This window comes from Pseudomonas sp. CGJS7 (assembly GCF_036961695.1).
On the sequence record NZ_JBAMDI010000169.1, the window covers coordinates 1 to 20,039 of the forward strand.

Below are 20,039 nucleotides of genomic sequence, written 5' to 3' on the forward strand. Positions count from 1 at the left end.
CGCGAGAGTCGGTTGCCGCTGAGTTCGCGTTCGAAACAGCGCTTGGCCGACGGCAGCAGCCGCGCGGCGGCGGCGCGCACGGCCGGATGCTGCGGAGCGATGGCCTGGGCGGCGCGCAGTTTGTCGTAGGCGCTGTCGCCGGGCGGGGTCAGCAGATCGCCGCGCTGTTCGGCCGCGGCCGCTTCGGCCAGCAGGCGTTGCAGCGATTGCCGCGATTTGCCCGGCGCGTCCTGATCCAGACGCTTGTGCGATTCGCGCGCCCGGTCCAGGTGCACCCGGGCGCTGGCGACCGAGGGCGCGTCGATCGCGATCTCGCGCGCCTGGGCCAGTTCGGCCTCGGCCTGATCGAACTGGAAATCCGCGGCCAGGCGCTGGCTGCGCGCGGCGTGGGCGTCGGCGACGGCGATCAGGCCGTTGCGCGCGGCTTCGTCGTCGGGGTGCACGGCAAGCAGGTCGCGGTAGCCGGCCAGGGCCTGCTCCAGGCGTTGGCGGCGCAGCGCCTGATCGGCGTCGCGGCGGCGGCGCTCATAGTGGCTTTCCAATACGGTCAGGCTGTCGGGCAAGTCGGCATGGCCCGGATCGGCGGCCTGGGCGCGCTGCACGCCTTGCGCGCCGCGCACCAGTTCGCCGTTCTGCAAGGCTTGCCGCGCTTGCTGCAGCAGTTCGGCCAGGGTGTCGTCGCGGCCTTCCAGGGCGTCGTTGCGCTGCGGCTGCAGTTCGAGCACGCGCTGATACAAGGGCAGCGCCGCGTCGGGCGTGCCGTCCAGGCGGCCTTGTTCGCGCGCGGCGGCAGCGGCGGCGACCAGCCGGTCCAGGCCGGCACGCGAGGCCTCGCGTTCGCGCAGGCGCGCGGCCAAGGCTTCGACCTGATCGCGCGGGGTGGCCAGTTCGCGGGCCAGTTCCAGACGGCTGCGGGCGAAATCGAAATGGCCGCCGTCGATGGCCTGGCGGGCTTGCTTGAGCGCCATCTGGCCGGTGCGGGCCAGGCCGTCGCGGGCGTCGCCGCGGTCGGGATCCAGCGCCAGCGCGGCTTGATACAACTCGCGCGCGCCGCTGCCATCGGCCGAGGTCAGCCGGCCCTCGGCCAGCGCCTGCGCGGCCTGCACCCGCAGGGTCTGCAGGCGGGTATCGGGCCATAGCCATTCCGACAGAGGCTGGCGCCAGACGATCAGCGCCGCCAACACCGCCAGCGCGACCACGGCCAACGCCGCCTGCAACCAGCGTCGGCGCTGCTCGGGCGTGGCCGCCTTGAATGTGCTGGAAATCCGCCGCGACAGAGCGGGCGGGACGTCGTCGAATTCCAGGCCGCTCCAATCGCCCGCGCTGGGTTCGATGCGCGCCGCGCCGCCGGCATGCGCGGCGTTGGTTTCGGGCGAGGACGGCGGGCGCGATTTCACCGCGACAGGATAGCGCTACGCGGATGACGAACGCGCTTGCGTCGGCGGCTTATTTCGCTTCGGTCCGCGCGGCCGCCCGAACCGGCCGCGCCGCGCTCAGCTGCGCTGCGCGTACGCCACGCCCGGCAGCGAGGACAGTTTGCCGAGCAGGCTCGACAACTGCCCGTAGTCGCCGACCCGCAGCCGCAGGCGCAAACGCACCTGCGCGCCGTTGCGTTCGACATCGCTGCGGATGCTGAGCACGTGCGCGTTGCCCTGGGCGATCACGTTGGTGACCTCCTTGAGCAGCCACTTGCGGTCCAGCGCCAGCACTTCGATATCGACCTCGTAGCCCGAGCCCTTGCGCCCCCACTCCACCGGCAGCACCCGCTGCGGCTGGGCCGCGGCCAGACGCTCGAACGCGCCGCAGCCGGGCCGGTGCACGCTGACCCCGCGGCCGCGGGTGAGGTAGCCGACGATCGGCTCGCCCGGCAGCGGCTGGCAGCAACGCGCCAGTTGCACCAGCAGGTTGCCGACGCCCTCGACGGTGAAGTCGGTGGACTTGCCGGGCACTTTGCGCGGGGTCGGCGCGATGGTGGTGGTCGACGCCGGCGCGGCCGCCGGCGGCGCCGCCAGCGCGCGCTCGTGTTCGAGCAAGGCGCGGCCGATCTGATGCGGGCCCAGGTCGCCCAGCGCCACCTGCACGTACAGATCGCCGTCGTTGGCCAGATTGAAGCGCTCGCGCGCCGGCGCCAGTTCCGCGCCGAGCAGGCCGAGCCGGCGCAGTTCCTTGTCCAGCAGTTCGCGCCCGGCGGTTTCGTTGCGCGAGCGGTCGAGCTTGTGGAACCAGTTGCGGACCTTTTCGCGCGATCGGTTGCTGGCCAGGAAGCCGTTGGCGACCACCAGCCAATCGCGGCGCGGCTCGCCGGTCTTGGCGGTCAGGATCTCGACCCGGTCGCCGCTGCGCAGCTTGTGATCCAGCGGCACGATCCGCCCGTCGATCTTGGCGCCGCGGCAGCGATGGCCGACTTCGGTGTGCACGTGATAGGCGAAATCCAGCGGCGTGGCGCCGGTCGGCAGATCGATCACCTCGCCCTTGGGGGTGAGCACGTAGACCCGGTCTTCGACCAGTTCGGTGTCCAGCTCGCTGGCCAGCGCGGCTTCGTCGCCACCCTTGGCGTCGAGCAGGCGCCGCATCCAGGCGATCTTGCGGTCGAACGCGGCATCGGCGCTGTGGCTGCCGACTTCCTTGTATTTCCAGTGCGCGGCCACGCCGAGCTCGGCCTGGCGGTGCATATCGTGGGTGCGGATCTGCACTTCCAGGGTCTTGCCTTCCGGCCCGACCACGGCGGTGTGCAGCGAGCGGTAATCGTTGCGCTTGGGCCGGGCGATGTAATCGTCGAACTCGCTCGGGATCGGCGTCCAGGTGGCGTGGACCACGCCGAGCGCGGCGTAGCACGCGCCCAGGTCGTCGACCAGCACCCGCACCGCGCGCAAGTCGTACAACTCGCCGATCGGCACGTCCTTGCGCTGCATCTTCTTCCAGATGCTGTAGATGTGCTTGGGCCGGCCGGCGACCTCGGCGGCAACGCCCTGCGCGGCCATCGCCTCGCGCAGGGTGCGCTTGACCTGCTCGATGTAGCGTTCGCGATCGCCGCGTTTTTCGTCGAGCAGGCGGGCGATCTTCTGATAGGTCTGCGGTTCCAGATAACGGAACGCCAGATCCTCCAGTTCCCACTTGAGCTGCCAGATGCCCAGGCGGTTGGCCAGCGGCGCGTGGATGTCGCGGGTCAGCGCGGCCAGTTCGCGACGGGTGTCGGGCGCGAGTTTTTCCGCGTGGCGCATGCACGCGAGCTGCCGCGCCAGCAGGATCGGCACCACCCGCAGGTCGCGCACGATCGCCAGCAACAACCGGCGCAAGCCTTCGGTGCCCGAGCGCCGGCCTTGTTCGGCATGCAGCGCCCACACCTGGCCGGCGGCGCGCTGGCCGTCGAGCAGCGCGGCCAACACCGGGTATTCGCGCTCCAGGCTCGGCCCCAACGCCGCGGCCCAGCCGGGATGGGCGTGCAGGATCGCCGCGGCGACGGTGTCGCTGTCGGCGTCGAGCAAGGCCAGCGCGTCCAGGGTCGCGGCCACCACCGCCGGCGAATCCAGCGCGCCGGCCGCGGCCGCGGGTTGTTGCGCGGCGGCCAGCAAGCTCTTGCGCAGCGGCGCGGACAATGCCGCCGCCGCGGGCAGGGCCAGGACGTCGGACAGGGGCGAAAGCGGCTCGGCGGGGGAAACGTTCACTGCGTGGGGTCGATTCGGAGCGGGAGGATCGGTGGGAGCGGATGGCGCCAAGCGCGCGAACGAACCGGCGCGGACGGCCTGAGTGAACGGGGCCGGCGCGGCCGCGCGCGGCGCGCATCGAAGCCGGCGCGGCTAACGTCTACACTAGCGAGCAACCGCCCCGAGGAACAGCACGAATGTCCGCGATTTCCCTTTCCGCGTCGCCTCGCCTTCCCGCCGCCCTCGCGCTGGCGGTCTGCCTCGCCGCGTCGCTGGCCGCGCCGGCCGCGCTGGCGCAGCAGAAAATCGAACAGCAAATGAGCGCCGAGCAATTCAAGAACGCCGGCCTGAACAAACTCAGCGACGCCGAGCTGGTCAACCTGAACGCCTGGCTCAACCGCACGCTCGACGCCGAGACCAGCAAGGCCGTGGTCAAGGCGCAGGAAGAAACCAAGCACGAGAACCGCGGCTTCATGGCCAAGAGCCCTTCCAGGGAGCCGATCGTCGCGCGCCTGAGCGGCGACTTTACCGGTTTCGGCCGCGGCCGCACCTACGAGCTTGATAACGGTCAGCAATGGCGTCAGGACGACAACGCCGAACTGCCCGGCGTGGGCACGATGCAGTCGCCGCAGGTGCGGATCGCCCCGACCATCATCGGCAACTCGTGGTTCCTGTCGGTGGAGGGTTACAACACCCGCGCCAAGGTCAGTCGCGTCAAGTAAGCCTCACCGCTTCCGCCGGCGGCGCGCTCGCGCCGCGCGGCGCCAATCCGCCGTTCCGCATATTCCGTCCCGGAGTCCGTCATGCGTGTGTTGTCTTCATTGACCCTCGCCCCGCTGTTCGCGATCGCGCTGGCCGCGCCCGGCGCCTTCGCCGCCGAGCGGGCGTATGTACCGGTCGAACAGCGCTTCAACGCCGAACAGCTCAAGGCCACCGGCCTGGACACGCTGTCGGCGCAGCAACTGCAATTGTTGAACCAGTTGCTGTCGCAGGATCAGACCGCGGTGGTCACCGAAACGGTCAAGCAGGTGCGCTCGGAGCGCAAAGGCCTGGCCCGGGTCGAAGCCGAGCCGGTCAGCGGCATGCTCAAGGGCGAGTTCCGCGGCTGGAGCGCCGGCACCGTGCTGGAGTTGGAGAACGGCCAGCGCTGGCGGGTGATCGACGGCACCTTGTTCGTCGGCAAGCCGCGGCCGGCGCCGAAGGTCACCATCCGTCCGGGGATGATGGGCAGTTGGTATCTGGAAGCCGAAGGGCAGGTGCAGAAGGCCAAGGTTGCGCGGCTGGATTGATGGGTTGCGCTGCGGCGGGCGCCGCGAGCTAGCGAACGGAGGCGGCCTTGGGCCGCCTTCGTCGTTTCTGGGTTGGGGCGCGGGCGTTTTGTTGGTGAGGCAAGATCAAAATGGATTCCGGCTTTCGCCGGAATGACGGAAGTGGGGTGGCGCCGTCTACCTCACTGTCCCGTCATTGAGGACGGAAGCGGGAGTGGCGTCGTCCACCTCCTACCCCGTCATTCCGGCGAAAGCCGGAATCCATTTTGACCTTGCTCTCAACAACCCGAGCAACGCCGCGCGCCAGCGCCGTTAAGCCCGCAACCCCGCCAACCGCTGCGCCAGCTTCTTCGGCGACACCCCGCCGCGCACACCCAGTTCCTGCGCGAACAACGACACCCGCAGCTCCTCGATGTCCCAACGCAGCGCCTGCCAACCTTCGTCGCCATCCTCGCCGGCAGCGACCGCCGCATCGAAGGCATCGACGAACGGCTTAAGCTCCAGCATCCGCGCCTGATCGCGCACCGGATCGCGCAGCGCGCGTTCGCTGCGCACCGACAAGGCCTTCAAATAGCGCGGGTACTCGGCCAGCGCGTGAGTGGCGACATCGCGCAGAAACCCCGGCGGCGTCAGTCGCGCCAGTTGCGCGCGCATATCGTCGAGGTTACCGCTGGCCCAGCCCATCAACGGCGATTCCAGACGCGCCCGCACCTCGGCGACCGCGCTCAGAATCGCCTCGGCCTGGCGCAACCGCTCCATCGCCTCCGGGAACAGCTTGCGCGCGACCGCTTCGCGGCGCAGTTCGAACCCGGCCGGATCGCGCACCACCACCAGCTCGCTGTCTTCGCCGAGCAACGATTGCAGCGCGCCGTCGACCAGATCCTCGCGCAGCCGGTCGCTGTCGCGCGGACGGTCGTGCGAGCCGCGGTCCTGGGCGTCGCGGGTGGGCGAAGCGCGGTCCTTGCGCGGCGCGGCCGATTCGATCGCCGCGTACAGCAGCCCGGTCTTGGGCTGGATCGGCAACTGCTTGCGCGATTGCTTGAGCTTTTCCGTCATCGCGATCGCCAGCAACCGGCGCACGCCGCGCGGATGCGCGCGCACCGCGGCTTCGCGCTCGGCGTGCACGCGCAGCGACACCGTGTCGCCGTCGTCGTGCAAGGCCGGGAACGCCGGCACGCCGGCCGCGCCGGGCACCGACATCGGAATCGGCTGCTGCGGGAACGCGGTCAAACCGGTCTGGCCCAAGCCGTCGGCGGCGCGCGCGGCGAAGGCGCGCGCGGCGCGTTCGCCGAAGCGCGCGCGCAGTTCGTCCAGATCGCGCGACTCGGCCAGCACCGTCGGCTCGGCAGAGCGGCCGCCGCCGTCCTTGCCGCGCGGCAGGTCGAGCAAACGCAGGTTCATGCGCAAATGCGGCTCGATCGAGGCGGCATCGAAATCCAGCGCCGCGACCTCGACCCCGCCGAGCTTGCGCAGGAACCGCGCCAGCGCGCCGGTCAGATCGTCGGCCTCGGGCTTGGCATGGGCCTCGTGGAAGGCCTTGGCGAAATCCGGCGCGGGCACGAAATTGCGCCGCAGGATCTTGGGCAGCGATTTGATCAGCGCCGCCGCCTTGTCGGCGACGAACCCCGGCGCCAGCCACGACAACTGGGCCGGATCGAGCGCGTTGAGCAAATGCAGCGGCACCGCCAGGGTCATGCCGTCGTCGGCCGCGCCCGGTTCGAAGCGGTAACGCACCGCCAGCCGCGCATCGCCCAGTTGCAGATACGGCGGGAACCGCGCGGCCTCGGTTTCGCCGCCGACCATCAGATCGTCGACCGACCATTCCAGCGCGGCCTTCTCCGCCGCCGCCAATTTTCCGTACCACGCGTCCAGGGCCTGCGCGTTGTGCACCTGCGCCGGCAAGCGGTCCAGATACCACTGCGCCATCCATTCTTCGTCGACCACCAACCCGGCGCGGCGCTGTTTGGCTTCTTCCTCCAGCGCCTTGGCCAGAGTGGCCAGATTGCGCTGCAGAAAACCGGCGCGGGTGTTGATCTCGCCGGTGACCAAGGCGTCGCGGGCGAAGATGATGCGGCTTTCTTCCGGGTACAGCGCGCCGTAATGGATCGGCCGCTTCGGCGCCAGCACCAGACCGAACAGGCTGATCTGTTCGCTGCCGACCACCCGGCCTTGCGAGCGCGCCCAACGCGGATCGTGGTGGCGACGCGCAAGCAGGTGCGAGAGCTCCTGGATCGCCCAATCCGGCTCGATGCTGGCATTGGTCATCGACCACACCCGCTCGGTGTCGAGCAGGCTCGCCGACAACACCCACGGCGGCGGCTTCTTGGCCAGGGGCGAACCGGGGAACAGCTGGAACTTGCGTCCGCGCGGGCCGTCGAAGAAGCCCTTGTCGGCGCGGAAACCGATCTGGGTCGGCAAGCCGGCGATCAGCGCGCGGTGCAAGGTGGCGTAGCCGCCCGCATCCAGCGGCTCGGTCGAGGGCGCGCGCGAGGTCCAGCCCAGTTCGTCGCACAGCAGCTTCAACTGCCGATGCAGCTCGCGCCACTCGCGCATGCGCAGGAAGCCGAGAAAGTGTTTCTCGCACCAGCCGCGCAGCTTGGACTGGGTCAGCTCCTCGTGCGCGCTCTGATACGCGTCCCACAGCTTGAGGATGCCGACGAACTCCGAACGCGGATCGGCGAACAGCGCGTGCGCGGCGTCGGCGGTGCCGCGTTGGTCGGCCGGCCGCTCGCGCGGGTCCTGGATGCCCAGGAACGCGGCGATCGCGATCATTTCGCGCAGGCAGCCGTGTTGATTGGCCGCCACCAGCATCCGCGCCAGTTTCACGTCCACCGGCAGCCGCGCCATGGTCCGGCCGATCGCGGTGAGCTTGCGCTGCTCATCGACCGCACCGAGCTCAGCCAGTTGCTGCCAACCGTCGGCGACGGCGCGGTCGTCGGGCGGCTCCAGGAACGGGAAGTCTTCGATGATCCGGGCCGAGCCGTTCTGATCGGGCTCGGCGCCGCGTTTGCCCTTGGCCGAACCACGACCGTCGATCTGTCCCAGCCCCAACGAGAGCATGCGCAGGATCACCCCGGCCAGCGCAGCGCGGCGGATTTCCGGATCGGTGTAGCGCGCGCGCGACAGGAAATCGGCTTCGCTGTAGAGCCGATAGCAGGTGCCTTCGCTGATCCGTCCGCAACGGCCCTTGCGCTGGTCGGCGCTGGCCTGGCTGATCGGTTCGATATGCAGGCGGTCGAGCTTGCCGCGCGGGCTGTAGCGCTTGACCCGGGCCAGGCCGGGATCGACCACGTAACGGATGCGCGGCACCGTCAGCGAGGTTTCGGCGACGTTGGTGGTCAGCACGATCCGGCGCTTGGGGCCGGGGTTGAACACCCGGTCCTGATCGCGCACCGACAAGCGCGCGTACAGCGGCAGCACTTCGGTCTCGCGGTATTTGCGCCGCTCCAGCGCCTGATGGGCGTCGCGGATTTCGCGTTCGCCCGACAGGAAGATCAGCACGTCGCCGCGCGGATCCTCGCGGGTGATTTCGTCGCAGGCGGCGACGATGCCGTCGTTGACGCTGCGCGCCGCGCTAGAAGCGGCCGGACGGCGCGGTTGTTCGGCTCCCGACTCCGTCGCCTGCGACCCGCTTTCGTCCAGCGGCCGATAGCGCACCGACACCGGATAGCCGCGGCCTTCCACGCTGACCACTGGCGCGCCGCCGAAATGCGCGGCGAAGCGTTCGGTGTCGATGGTCGCCGAGGTCACGATGACCTTGAGGTCCGGGCGCTTGTTCAGCAATTGCTTCAGATAGCCGAGCAGGAAATCGATGTTGAGGCTGCGTTCGTGCGCTTCGTCGATCAGGATGGTGTCGTAGGCCGACAGCCAGCGGTCGGACTGGATCTCGGCCAGCAGGATGCCGTCGGTCATGAACTTGACCGCGGTGCGCTCGCCGACGTTGTCGTTGAAGCGGACCTGATAACCCACGGTCTCGCCGATCGGGCTGTTGAGTTCCTCGGCCACGCGCCGGGCGACCGCGCGCGCGGCGATCCGCCGCGGCTGGGTGCAGCCGATCATGCCGGCGGCGCCGCGGCCGGCGGCCAGGCACAGCTTGGGTAACTGGGTGGTTTTGCCCGAACCGGTTTCGCCGGCGATCACCACCACCGGATGCTTGCGGATCAGCTCGACGATGCGCTCGGCTTCGGCCGCGATCGGCAAAGCCGGATCCACCGGCGCGCGCGGCAGCGACGCCGCGCGCGCTTCGCGCTGCGCGACCGACGCGGCCAGCGCCTGGGCGAACGCCGCCTGCGCCTTGTCGTCGCCGGGCTTGCCGCTCCAGCGCGACCACAGGCCGTGCAGACGGCCGCGATCGCGGCTCAGCGCGCCGTCGATGGCGCGCCGCGCCTGACGCAGCGCATCGGGACTAGCCGCCGCGCTCACGCCGGCCTGACTAGACTGTGCGGCGCCCGATTGCTTGGCACCGGATTGTTTGGAATGACGGGTATTCATCGATAGATCGCTTGCATCGCAGCGCTAAGAACAAACCATTTCACATCGGCGGCGACAGCGCCTATTGTCGCCGCATCGTTCGGACACGTTTCCGGACCAAGCTACGGATTCCGGTTGAAATTCCAAGCGCCGGTCCCAGTTGTAATTACATCAGCCGCAAGTCCACGAACCCCCGCAATGGAGAAGGAGTCGCACATGGCCAAGTCCAGCAAGCCCGACAAGAGCAAACCCGGCAAATCCAAGGCCGACGCGCCGGTCAACCCGGCGGCCTCGCCGGCGGCCGGCGACCGCGCGCCCTCGATCGATATCGGGATCTCCGCCGCCGATCGCAAGAAGATCGCCGAAGGCCTGTCGCGTTTCCTCGCCGACAGCTACACCCTGTACCTGAAGACCCACAATTTCCATTGGAACGTGACCGGGCCGATGTTCAACAGCCTGCACGTCATGTTCGAAACCCAGTACACCGAGCAGTGGACCGCGCTGGACGAAATCGCCGAGCGCATCCGCGCGCTGGGCTTCAACGCGCCGGGTTCCTATGCCGAGTTCGTGCGCCTGAGCTCGATTCCGGAAGAACCGGGCCTGACCGACGCCGCCGACTGGCACGAAATGGTCCGCCAGCTGGTGGTGGGCAACGAAGCGGTGTGCCGCACCGCGCGCAAGGTACTCGACCAAGCCGACGACGTCGATGACGCGCCGACCGAAGACCTGCTGACCCAGCGCCTGCAGACCCACGAGAAGTATGCGTGGATGCTGCGTTCGCTGCTGCAGTAATACCGACAACGATCGCGCCGGCGCTGCGTTGAGCGCGCCGGCGCTCGCACCCCGGCCCCTCCCCCGGCGACGGCGGAGGGGTTTTTATTGCGCCGGTTGCGCGGGCGGCCGGATGGACGGCAACGGCTTGCCCGCCGCGGCGCCTGCGGCTTCCCAGTCGTTCAAGTCCTGCCGCGCCTGCTCCAGCAACCAGTCGCGGAATGCGCGGATCTTGGCGCTGGCGCGGCCCACTTCGGGATAGGCCAGCCAGTAGTCGCGGGTGTCGCGCAGGACCAGATCGAACGGCTGCACCAGCCGCCCGGACGCCAGTTCGGCGCGGAAAAACAGCGGCGAGGTGATCGCCACGCCCTGCCCGGCCATCGCCGCGGTGACTTCGTACTGTTCGATGCCAAGATCCAGCGCCGGCTTCAGCGGCGTCTCGCCCAGCCGCACCCCGGCCGCGTCCAGCCATTGCCGCCACCAACGCTCGCGGCCGATCCGCGGCAGCCTCAGCAAGTCCTCCGGCGTACGCAGCGCGCCGCTGTCGAGCAAGGCCGGACTGCACAGCGGCACGAACAAGCCCGGCAGCAGGAAGTGGGTCTCCATGCCCGGCCATTGGCCGCCGCCGTTGCGCAGGCTGACGTCGAACTCGCCCTGAGCCAGATCGATCAGCGGCACGCTGGTGTCCAGACGTACCGCCAATTGCGGCTGCGCCAGTTGGAAGCCGCCCAACCGCGGCACCAGCCAGTTGGCGCCGAGGGTGGGCAAGGCGGTGATCGCCAACTCGCTCTGCGCGCGCTCGCGGCTGCGCGCGAACGCCGTGCGCAGGGCCTGGAACGCGTCCAGCACCGCCGGCGCCAGGCGCTCGCCGTCGCGGGTCAGCGCGACCTTGCGCGGCAGGCGCTGGAACAACACCAGGCCCATGCGCTGCTCCAGCCGCTTGATCTGGTAACTGACCGCGGCCTGGGTCATGTCCAGCTCCTCGGCGGCGCGGGTAAAGCTGCCCAGGCGCGCGGCCGCTTCGAACGCGCGGATCGCGCTGAGCGAGGGCAAGGCGGACTCACTCATAAATTTACCTTATGCATAAGCGGCGAATTTCGGCTTGTCGCGTGGCCGTCCTGGTTTCTAGCATCCGCCTGAAACCCCAGCGATTGCAACGATCCGGCCCGAACCGATCCACAGCCAGACCCAAGTCAGATTAGGCCTCATCGACCCGCGCCGCCACCGCCCCGGAGCCCCCATGCCACGCCGCCCCTTGCTGACGCTCGCCCTAGCCGCCGCGACCCTGCTGCCCTGCTCCATCGCGCTGGCGGCCACCGCCACCCCGGCCGCGGTGGTCCAGGCCGATTACGACGCGCTCAACGCCAACGACCTGGACGCCTTCATGGCCCTGTACGCGCCGCGGGCGCAGATCTTCGGCCTGCCCAAAGACCCGCGCAGCCTGGTCGGCGCGCGCCACGAACAGATGTACGGCCACGACAAACTGCGCGCCCATTTCGCCAAGGCCATGGCCGCGCCGGTCACCCCGAAGATCGAGCAGACCGAATCGATCGCGCTGGGCGAGCTGGTGGTCGGACGCGTGCGCATCGTCGACCCGGCGCGCGCCGAACCGACGGTGATGATGGTGGTGTACCGGGTCAGCGACGGCCTGATCCACGACCTGTGGCACGTGGTCAAGGAAACCGACGACAACCGCGGCCACAGCGCCGCGGCACTGGCGACCATGCATGCCTTGGTGGAAACCAACAACCGCGCCGACGCCGACGGCTTCCTGGCCCTGTTCGCGCCCGATTCGCGCCACAACCGGCTCTCCGAAGATCCCGACCGACTGGCCTGGGAACAATCCAGGAACATCGTCGACGCCGCCAGCCGCGACCGCGTCTACCGCGAGCTCTACGCCAAGGGCACCGGACTGCAGGTGCAGACCCTGGCCTCGTTCGCGGTCGGCGACCTGGTCGCCATGCACGAACGCATCACCGACACCGCCAAGCCCGGCGAGATCAAGGAACTGGTGTCGATCCTGCGCGTGCGCAACGGCCGCGTGCTCGATCTGTGGCCGCTGCAACGCCGGATCGACACGGTGTCCACCGCGCAGGCCGCGCGATGAAACTGTGGAGCGCACTGGCGCTGGCGGTGCTGCTGGCGGTGTCCTGGCTGGCGCTGGCGCAAGCCGAGAGCGCGCAGGAAGCGGTGGTGCGGCGCTACGTCCAGGCCTGGAACGACCAGGACGTGGAAGGGTTCCTGGCCCTGTCCACCCCCGACGCGCGCACCTACCGGCGCGACCGCGACGACCAGGGCCTGGCCGGCACCTCGATCGCCGGCGATGACGCAGACCAGCGCTCGCGCTACTACCGCGGCGCCTTCGCCAAGCGCCCGCGCGTGCGGGTGGACATCGTTCAGCTGCAGGCGGTGGACGACATCGTGATGAGCCGCGAACGCATCAGCGGCGGCGCCGACGGCAAGGTGTCCGATGCGCTCACCGTGTATCAGGTGCGCGACCGCAAGATCTGCAACGTCTGGCACGTCAAACGGCGCTCGCGCTGAGCCGGCGCGGTTGAACGCGTCGCTGCCCGGGCCCCGGCGCTGCCCGCCGGGGCCGGCAAAATCTGACGCCGACCACAGCCGTATCCACCGTCCCGTCGCGGCGGTTTCCGACCGACCCGGGGACCGGCCCGGTTAAACTAGCGGCATGTCATCGCCCGCAGCAGAAATCCTTCACCGCGTATTCGGCCACACCGCGTTCCGCGGCGAACAGGCGCAGATCGTCCAGCACGTGATCGACGGCGGCGACGCCCTGGTGCTGATGCCCACCGGCGGCGGCAAATCGCTGTGCTACCAGATCCCCTCGCTGGTGCGCGAGGGCTGCGGCCTGGTGATCTCGCCGCTGATCGCGCTGATGCAGGACCAGGTCGAAGCGCTGCGCCAGCTCGGCGTGCGCGCGGCCTACCTCAACTCCACCCTCAGCGCCGACGACGCGGCCGATGTCGAACGCCGCCTGCTCGCCGGCGAACTCGACCTGCTCTACGTCGCGCCCGAGCGGCTGCTGACCGGCCGCTGCCTGAACCTGATCGACCGCGCCAGGATTTCGCTGTTCGCCATCGACGAGGCCCACTGCGTCTCGCAATGGGGCCACGACTTCCGTCCCGAATACCGCGAACTGACCATCCTGCACGAGCGCTGGCCCGACATCCCGCGCATCGCTCTGACCGCCACCGCCGACGCGCCGACCCAGCGCGAGATCGCCGAGCGGCTCAACCTGGAAGACGCGCGCCGCTTCGTCAGTTCCTTCGACCGTCCCAACCTGCGCTACCGGGTGGTGCACAAGGACAACGGCACCCGTCAATTGCTCGACTTCCTCGCCGCGCACCGCGATGAAAGCGGCATCGTCTATGCATTCTCGCGCAAGCGGGTGGAAACGGTGGCCGAGCAACTGGTCGCCGCCGGGATCAAGGCGCTGCCCTACCACGCCGGCATCGAGTCCGGCGTGCGCGCCGCCAACCAACGCCGCTTCCTGCAGGAAGACGGCATCGTCATGGTCGCCACCATCGCCTTCGGCATGGGCATCGACAAACCCGACGTGCGCTTCGTCGCCCATGTCGACCTGCCCAAATCGATCGAAGGCTATTACCAAGAGACCGGCCGCGCCGGCCGCGACGGCGAACCCGCCGAAGCCTGGCTGTGCTACGGCCTGGGCGACGTGGTCAATCTTCGCCAGCTGATTCAAATGGGCGAAGCCGGCGAAGAACGCAAACGGCTGGAGCTGCGCAAGCTGGATTCCCTGCTGGGCTTCTGCGAATCCACCGAGTGCCGGCGCAAGAGCCTGCTCGGTTGGTTCGGCGAACCGCACCCGGGCGACTGCGGCAACTGCGACAACTGCCTGGAACCGCCGCAAAGCTGGGACGGCACCACCGCCGCGCGCAAGGCGCTGTCGTGCGTGTACCGCACCGGCCAACGCTTCGGCGCCGGCCATGTGATCGACGTATTGCGCGGCGCGGTCACCGACAAGGTCACCCGCTTCGGCCATGAAGAACTCAGCACCTTCGGCATCGGCAGCGACCTCGACGCCAAGCAATGGAGCAGCGTGTTCCGTCAGTTGGTCGCCGCCGGCCTGTTGGAAGCCGACATCGAACGCCACGGCGCGCTGCGCCTGACCGCCGACAGCGGCCCGGTGCTGCGCGGCGAACGGCCGCTGCGTTTCCGCACCGAAGCGCCCAAGGCCGCCAAGAGCGGCGCGCGCAAGACCCGCGGCGGCGCGGCCGCAGCGCCGGCGATCGATCTGGATCCCGAATCGCTGCTGCGCTTCAACGCCTTGCGCGAATGGCGCTCGATCACCGCGCGCGAACAGAACGTGCCGGCGTACGTGATCTTCCACGACAGCACCTTGCGCGCCATCGCCGAACAAGCCCCGGACGACCTGGACGAACTCAGCCGCATCCCCGGCATCGGCGCGAGCAAACTCGACCGCTACGGCGAAGCGGTGCTGCAGCACTTGCTGGATCAGGCCTGAGCCGGCGTAGCCACCACGCACGCCCCGTCACCGCCACCGTCATTCCGGCGAAAGCCGGAACCCATTCGATCTTGCGGCCCAGACCTGCGCTCTCGCAGCCGCCCCCTGCGTCACAACTGCTACAAAACTCCCCTACCGTCATTCCGGCGAAAGCCGGAACCCATTTTGACGTTGCTGTTGCTTCTGTCGCCGCCGCAACTCAAACCCAAAGACCAACCGCAACGAAACCCCACCACCGTCATTCCGGCGAAAGCCGGAATCCATTTTGATCTTGCTCTTGCTCGGAACTCCAAAGAGCAACGGCAACGTCAAAATGGATTCCGGCTTTCGCCGGAATGACGGTGGTGGGGCTTTCGCCGGTGGCGGTGAAATGGGTGCTTCGCTGCAACCACGACGAATTGAACCTCCGCCGCAACGACGGAGGCATCAGCCCCCGCCGAACAGCAGCGCCCTCTACTGCAACTGATACGAGAAGTTCATATTCCACCGCGGCTTACGATCATCGGTCTCGATCGGAATATCCGCAGTCGGCTTGGCATAAGCGAAGTCGACATTGAAATGCTTGTTGTCCGACAACCGCACGCCGACACCGACCGAACCCAACTTGTCCGGCATCGGCCGGCGCCCATCGGTCAACGACACCTGCGCATGCTGCACCACCAGATACGGCGTCACCGCCTTGAGCCAACGCGTCTGCGGACGGAAGCTGCGGCTCAGCTCCAGCCCGATGCCCCAGCCCTTATCGCCCGAGGTCTCGCCCGGATCGTAGGCCAGGCCGAAACGACTGCCGCCGAAACTGATCTGCTCCGACGAAGGCAAGCGCTGCCGCGCATACTGACCGCTCGCACGCAACACCGCCGCGTAACGCTGTTCCTTCCAGGTCCGGGTCTGCGCATAGCCCAGGCTGTACTTGGTGAACGACACATCGCTGGCCGGATCCAGATTGACCCCGTCGATATTGGTCAAGGTTTCCGCCGACGCGCCCCAGGCGTCCAAGCCGCGCGCGATCGAGAAACTGACCTGACGCGCGCGATCCTTCTTGGCCTGGGTGTAATCCAAGGTGCCCTGCACCACCCGGGTCTTGGACCGCTGGTCCAGGGTCGCGCCGTTGATGGTGTTGAAATAGCGATCGGACTGATCGGCGGCGTACACCGCCGCGGACACGAACAACGAGCGCTCGTTGGCGAGGATCAACGGATAGCGCGCGCTGATCTGCACCCGATCCTGCTCGACCCGATGATCCAGGAACGCCGGCAGCGGCGTCTTGGTCACCGGCACGCCGCGATAGCGCGAGCCGTCGACGCGTCCGATCCAGCCATCGCTGCCGAACAACTGCGAATAACCGGCGCTGTAGAAGCGCTCGTTGCCGCGCCCGTCCGGATACAACCCGGCCAGGCTCCACTGCTCGGCCAACGGCGTCAGCGCATTGAGATTCAGCGACATCAGGCCCTGAGTGCCCGGATGGTTGAACTCCAACGCCCACGTCGCGTCGTAGCGCTTGCCGTCGACGGTCAAATCCAGCGACGTCGCGCCGTCGGTGGTGGTCGGCGCGGGCACGTTGATGTTGAGTTTGGCCCCGGGCAGGAAACCGAGAATCTGCGAATAGCGTTCGAACGTGCTCTGCCGCAACGGCCGGTCGTCGATGATGCGCTGGGCGATCGCCCGCACCTTGCGTTCGAGCTTGCCGACCTTGCCGGTGATGTTGACCCGCGCCACATAGCCTTCCACCGCGACCACGCGCACGGTGCCGTCGGCGAAATCCTGGGTGGGAACGTAACAGAACGACAGCGCGTAACCGCGCTCGCGATACAACTTGGTGCACTCCGCCGCGGCGGTGAGCAGATCGGCGACGGTGATCTGTTTGCCGGCCAGCGGCAGGAACAGATTGGTGACTTGATCGAACGGAACCGACTTGACCCCGGACACTTCGAACTTCGCCGGTATCAATTGCAGCGCCAGCAGCGCCGCCATCTCGGGATTCTGCTGCGGCGCCACGGTCGTGCTGACCTTGGGCTCGGCCTTCGGCAACGGCGCCTGCGGCAAGGTCTGCAGCGGGTTGCCGGTGGTCGGCAGCCGCGGCGGGGCGGTCTGGGAATACGCCGGCGCGGTCGCTTGCAACAACGCGGACACCGCCAACGCGAGTGGATAGCGCTTCCCCCAAAGCCCTGTACCCATGCACTGCCCCTTGCTGGTGTTCGGCGGTGGCGGCAAAGCCGCCAAGGGGATGCGCGCCCACCCTAGGCCGGACGCGCATCCGCAATAGTGCTGCACTGACCCTGGATCATTGTGGTTTTGCCGGGCGCGTCGCGCCGGTGAACCCATCGCACTTCCCGACCGCGGCGCGTCGGGAACGGCCGAGGCCGTTCCCGCGCGTCGATCTCACAGGCTTACGGCTTCTTCTTGCCGCCGAGCAAACCGGTGCCGAGCAAACCGCCCTTGCCGCCCGATTCGCCGCCGCCGAGCACGCCGCCCAGCAAGCCACCGTTGGGATTATTGAGCCCGGTCGCCCCGGCTACGCCGTTGACGACCGTGCTCAACCCCTGGGTAACCGGCTGCAGCGGGCCGTTCACCGCCGCCGTAGCGGCCGTGCCGACCTGAGTCACGCCACCGCCCACGCCGGCGACCGCGCCGCCGACCAGACTGGTGACCGGCGCCAACGGCGTGTTCGCGCCGGTAGCCGCCAATCCGGTACCGACGTTGCCGACCGTGCCGCCGAGTCCGGCCACACCGGTGGTCACGCCCGCCGCGGTCACCCCGACCGGGTTGGCGATCGAACCGGCATTGCCCAGGCCCGCGGTGATGCCGGTGCCGATGGTGCCGAGGTTGCTGCTGACGCCCTGGACCGCGCCGCCGACCAGATTGGTCGCGCCGCCCGGCACCGGTGCGCCGCCGATGGCCGCGCCGATCGCATTGCCCGCCGCGGCTACGCCGCCGACCACGCCGCCGGCGCCGCGCGACACATTGGCGACCAGATTGCCGCCGCCGTTGCCGCCGGCCGTGCCGCCGTTGGCCTGCAACAAGCCCGCGACCGGAGTCACGACCTGGCTCAAGGCACCGGTCAGCTGCTGCCCGGCCTGCCCTTCGAGCACGCCGCCGAGCTTGCCGCCGATGTCCTTGACCCCGCCGCCGACGCCCGAAACCAGACTGCCGGCCGCGCTGGTGAGCGGCTTGATCGGCGAACCCTGGAACGCGCCGACCGTGGCGACCGTCTTGCCGAGGTCGTCGACCGTGGTGCCTACGTTGACCACCAGGTTGTCGACGCCGCCGACGGTGGTGCCGACCGGATTGCTGATGTTGCCGATCTGACCGAGGCCGCCGCTGGTGGCCGCGCCCAAACCGCTGACGGTCTTGCCCAGGTCGTCGACGACCTTGGCCAAGCCCTGGGTGGTGGGATTGTTGCCGCCGAGCAGCGCCTGATTCGGAATCTGCGCGCCGAGCGTGCTCACGCCCGAACCGATGCCCGAGACCAGATTGCCGGCCACGGTGACGATGGCGCCGAGCGCGCTGCTGCCGCCGGTGCTGCCGGGTCCGCCCGGACCGCCGGGGCCGCCGGGATTGCCCGGGCCACCCGGATTACCGGGCCCGCCGGGATTGCCCGGACCGCCCGGATTGCCGGGGCCACCGGGATTGCCGGGACCGCCCGGACCGCCGGGATTGCCCGGGCCACCGGGACCGCCCGGATTACCCGGACCGCCGGGACCGCCCGGACCACCCGGTTCGCCAGGACCGCCGGGGCCGCCCGGCTCACCGGGACCGCCCGGGCCGCCTGGGCCGGGATTGAAACTGGATTTGACCCCGCCCGAACCCGAGCAGCCGGTCGTGGATACCGTGATCGTCAAGATGCACGCCGCGAGCAGGCTGTAGGAAAGGGCTTTGCGAATACGGTGAGAAGTGTCCATCACGTCCTCCGAATGCAGCGCTGAGCTGCCTCGTGCCCTAGGGGTTGATCGCTACGCCTGCGTTCGCGGGGGCGACACCGGCCAAGCGCCGGTAACACACATTCAAGGTGTCATTTCGTGTGCACCGTGAACAGGCTGCTCCCGATTGGCGTTAAGACCGCGTGATGAAACGACCTGCGCCGACCGACCCGGCGGAACTTTCCGATAGCCGGCATTTTCGGTGAGAAACGGTGATTTTCGTTCACGCCGACGTGCTGGAACGCGGCTTCCGGGCGAAACCGGACAGCGGCCCTGCGGCGGCGTACGGCCGGGACCGAACCGGCATACAACCGGCTGGATAACTACCACTCGAAAGTGTGATCTTCTCGATTCCGGCGTTCCGGATCGCTTCGAATTTCCGTAACAGCGTGGCATCGATTGAAAGCCGTGCGTCACATTCGATACCTGCGCGTATGCCAAGCGTACGAACGCCTGCGCAGGGACGGCTCGGCGCGCTCAGCGCCGTGAATTACGTAAACAAAGTAAAATGCGTAAATGCATTACGCAATTTAGACGTGCGTAACCGTATCGACCGGCTACCACTCCACGGTGCCGCGGATCACCGCCTGCACCCGCCCGCCGACCCAGATTTCACCGTCCTCATCGACCTTCAGCTCGACACAGCCGTCGCGGCCGACCTCGCGCCCCTGGCTCACGCAATACCCGTCGCCGCGCGCCACGCGCCCGGCCGCCAGCAACGCCGCGGCGATCGCCGCATTGGCGCTGCCGGTCACCGGATCCTCATCGAAGCCATCGGACGGACAGAACACCCGGGTCACGAACGCATAGCCGGGCTCATCGGTGGGCGCGAACACCGCCAGGCCGAGGGTGCGCTCATCGCCGAGCGCGGCGATCGCGGCCAGATCCGGGCGCCATTCGCGCACCGCGCGTTCGTCGGCCAATTCGGCCAGCCACCAACTCGGGCCGTTGTCCCACAACGCCGGCGCCAGGCCGCCGCGCGGCAGTCCGGCCAAGGCCGCGTCCACCTGCTGCATGCGCTCGGTGTCGACCTGGCAACGTCGCGCGCGCGGCGCGCGCACGCCGATGCGCTGCGCATCGGCATCGTGAGCGATCCGCACCGGCAACAAACCCGCCGCGCATTGCTGGATCAACGACTCGCTGTCCGCCGCGACCCGGCGCGCGTCGAGCACCGCCCACGCCGCGCCCACGCTGGGATGCCCGGCGAATTCCAGTTCCTGACGCGGAGTGAAAATGCGCACGCGATAGTCCGCGCCCGCATCCGGCGGCAACAGAAACACGGTTTCGGGCAAATGCATCCATGCGGCGAACGACTGCATCGCCGCATCACTCATGCCCTGCGCATCGAACACCACCGCCAGCGGATTGCCGGCGCCGATGCGGTGGGCGAATACATCCAGTTGCAAATAGCGTCGCAGACTCATGCCCGGATCGTAGCGGCCCGATGCGCGCGGCGACTATG

At 68.8% G+C, this 20,039-nt stretch carries 14 protein-coding genes; 7 read left to right on the forward strand and 7 right to left on the reverse strand.

Going from position 1 to position 20,039, the window contains the following annotated elements:
• Together V7787_RS47565 and V7787_RS47570 are read right to left on the reverse strand one after the other, a co-directional pair.
• The coding region (locus V7787_RS47565; protein ID WP_336094682.1) for a hypothetical protein at positions 1–1,397 on the reverse strand (1,397 nt) is incomplete at its 3' end.
• Positions 1,398–1,493: 96 nt separating this feature from the next.
• Entirely contained in the window at positions 1,494–3,665 is a 2,172-nt protein-coding gene (locus V7787_RS47570; protein WP_336094683.1) for a RelA/SpoT family protein, read from the reverse strand.
• A 176-nt stretch (positions 3,666–3,841) separates the two neighbouring features.
• Between V7787_RS47570 and V7787_RS47575 the strand changes: the two genes are divergently transcribed.
• Together V7787_RS47575 and V7787_RS47580 are read left to right on the forward strand one after the other, a co-directional pair.
• Positions 3,842–4,366, forward strand: coding sequence for a hypothetical protein (locus V7787_RS47575; protein WP_336094684.1), 525 nt, complete (start codon positions 3,842–3,844; stop codon positions 4,364–4,366).
• An 81-nt stretch (positions 4,367–4,447) separates the two neighbouring features.
• Positions 4,448–4,933: a hypothetical protein gene (locus V7787_RS47580; RefSeq protein WP_336094685.1), complete on the forward strand. Its 486-nt coding sequence runs from the start codon at positions 4,448–4,450 to the stop codon at positions 4,931–4,933.
• Positions 4,934–5,224: 291 nt separating this feature from the next.
• Here the strand turns inward: V7787_RS47580 and V7787_RS47585 are convergent, their stop codons facing one another.
• Positions 5,225–9,403, reverse strand: a complete 4,179-nt coding sequence (locus V7787_RS47585) for a DUF3418 domain-containing protein (protein WP_336094686.1) — start codon at positions 9,401–9,403, stop codon at positions 5,225–5,227.
• A gap of 195 nt (positions 9,404–9,598) precedes the next feature.
• On the opposite strand from V7787_RS47585, the gene V7787_RS47590 reads away from it, so the two are divergent.
• Positions 9,599–10,174: a Dps family protein gene (locus V7787_RS47590; protein ID WP_336094687.1), complete on the forward strand. Its 576-nt coding sequence runs from the start codon at positions 9,599–9,601 to the stop codon at positions 10,172–10,174.
• A gap of 84 nt (positions 10,175–10,258) precedes the next feature.
• Here the strand turns inward: V7787_RS47590 and V7787_RS47595 are convergent, their stop codons facing one another.
• Positions 10,259–11,221, reverse strand: a complete 963-nt coding sequence (locus V7787_RS47595; RefSeq protein WP_336094688.1) for a LysR substrate-binding domain-containing protein — start codon at positions 11,219–11,221, stop codon at positions 10,259–10,261.
• A gap of 172 nt (positions 11,222–11,393) precedes the next feature.
• On the opposite strand from V7787_RS47595, the gene V7787_RS47600 reads away from it, so the two are divergent.
• The 4 genes from V7787_RS47600 (at position 11,394) to V7787_RS47615 (ending at position 14,999) form a co-directional block, all read left to right on the forward strand.
• Positions 11,394–12,260, forward strand: coding sequence for a nuclear transport factor 2 family protein (locus V7787_RS47600; protein ID WP_336094689.1), 867 nt, complete (start codon positions 11,394–11,396; stop codon positions 12,258–12,260).
• Positions 12,257–12,697 carry a nuclear transport factor 2 family protein gene (locus V7787_RS47605; protein WP_336094690.1) on the forward strand — a complete coding sequence of 147 codons (441 nt, stop codon included), beginning with the start codon at positions 12,257–12,259 and terminating at the stop codon, positions 12,695–12,697. The genes V7787_RS47600 and V7787_RS47605 overlap by 4 nt, the downstream gene beginning before the upstream one ends.
• Positions 12,698–12,842: 145 nt before the next feature.
• Complete coding sequence (gene recQ / locus V7787_RS47610) at positions 12,843–14,660, forward strand: DNA helicase RecQ (RefSeq protein ID WP_336094691.1); 1,818 nt, start codon at positions 12,843–12,845, stop codon at positions 14,658–14,660.
• A gap of 165 nt (positions 14,661–14,825) precedes the next feature.
• On the forward strand, positions 14,826–14,999 hold the full coding sequence (locus tag V7787_RS47615) for a hypothetical protein (protein WP_336094692.1): 174 nt from the start codon (positions 14,826–14,828) through the stop codon (positions 14,997–14,999).
• 114 nt (positions 15,000–15,113) lie between these two features.
• Here the strand turns inward: V7787_RS47615 and V7787_RS47620 are convergent, their stop codons facing one another.
• From V7787_RS47620 to V7787_RS47630, 3 genes are all read right to left on the reverse strand, one after another.
• Positions 15,114–16,835, reverse strand: coding sequence for a ShlB/FhaC/HecB family hemolysin secretion/activation protein (locus tag V7787_RS47620; protein WP_336094693.1), 1,722 nt, complete (start codon positions 16,833–16,835; stop codon positions 15,114–15,116).
• A 212-nt stretch (positions 16,836–17,047) separates the two neighbouring features.
• A complete protein-coding gene (locus V7787_RS47625) occupies positions 17,048–18,559 on the reverse strand; it encodes a collagen-like triple helix repeat-containing protein (protein WP_336094694.1) in 1,512 nt (503 codons plus the stop codon).
• A 575-nt stretch (positions 18,560–19,134) separates the two neighbouring features.
• The gene (locus tag V7787_RS47630) at positions 19,135–20,001 is read right to left on the reverse strand and encodes a PhzF family phenazine biosynthesis protein (protein ID WP_336094695.1); all 867 of its coding nucleotides are present in this window, start codon (positions 19,999–20,001) and stop codon (positions 19,135–19,137) included.
• Between the last annotated feature and the right edge of the window lie 38 nt (positions 20,002–20,039).

Bases quoted from the DNA above. Each gene is read 5' to 3' on its own strand.
- V7787_RS47575 (WP_336094684.1), top strand. From the start codon at position 3,842: ATGTCCGCGATTTCCCTTTCCGCGTCGCCTCGCCTTCCCGCCGCCCTC.
- V7787_RS47580 (WP_336094685.1), top strand. From the start codon at position 4,448: ATGCGTGTGTTGTCTTCATTGACCCTCGCCCCGCTGTTCGCGATCGCG.
- V7787_RS47585 (WP_336094686.1), bottom strand. From the start codon at position 9,403: ATGAATACCCGTCATTCCAAACAATCCGGTGCCAAGCAATCGGGCGCC.
- V7787_RS47590 (WP_336094687.1), top strand. From the start codon at position 9,599: ATGGCCAAGTCCAGCAAGCCCGACAAGAGCAAACCCGGCAAATCCAAG.
- V7787_RS47595 (WP_336094688.1), bottom strand. From the start codon at position 11,221: ATGAGTGAGTCCGCCTTGCCCTCGCTCAGCGCGATCCGCGCGTTCGAA.
- V7787_RS47600 (WP_336094689.1), top strand. From the start codon at position 11,394: ATGCCACGCCGCCCCTTGCTGACGCTCGCCCTAGCCGCCGCGACCCTG.
- V7787_RS47605 (WP_336094690.1), top strand. From the start codon at position 12,257: ATGAAACTGTGGAGCGCACTGGCGCTGGCGGTGCTGCTGGCGGTGTCC.
- recQ (WP_336094691.1), top strand. From the start codon at position 12,843: ATGTCATCGCCCGCAGCAGAAATCCTTCACCGCGTATTCGGCCACACC.
- V7787_RS47620 (WP_336094693.1), bottom strand. From the start codon at position 16,835: ATGGGTACAGGGCTTTGGGGGAAGCGCTATCCACTCGCGTTGGCGGTG.
- V7787_RS47625 (WP_336094694.1), bottom strand. From the start codon at position 18,559: ATGGACACTTCTCACCGTATTCGCAAAGCCCTTTCCTACAGCCTGCTC.
- V7787_RS47630 (WP_336094695.1), bottom strand. From the start codon at position 20,001: ATGAGTCTGCGACGCTATTTGCAACTGGATGTATTCGCCCACCGCATC.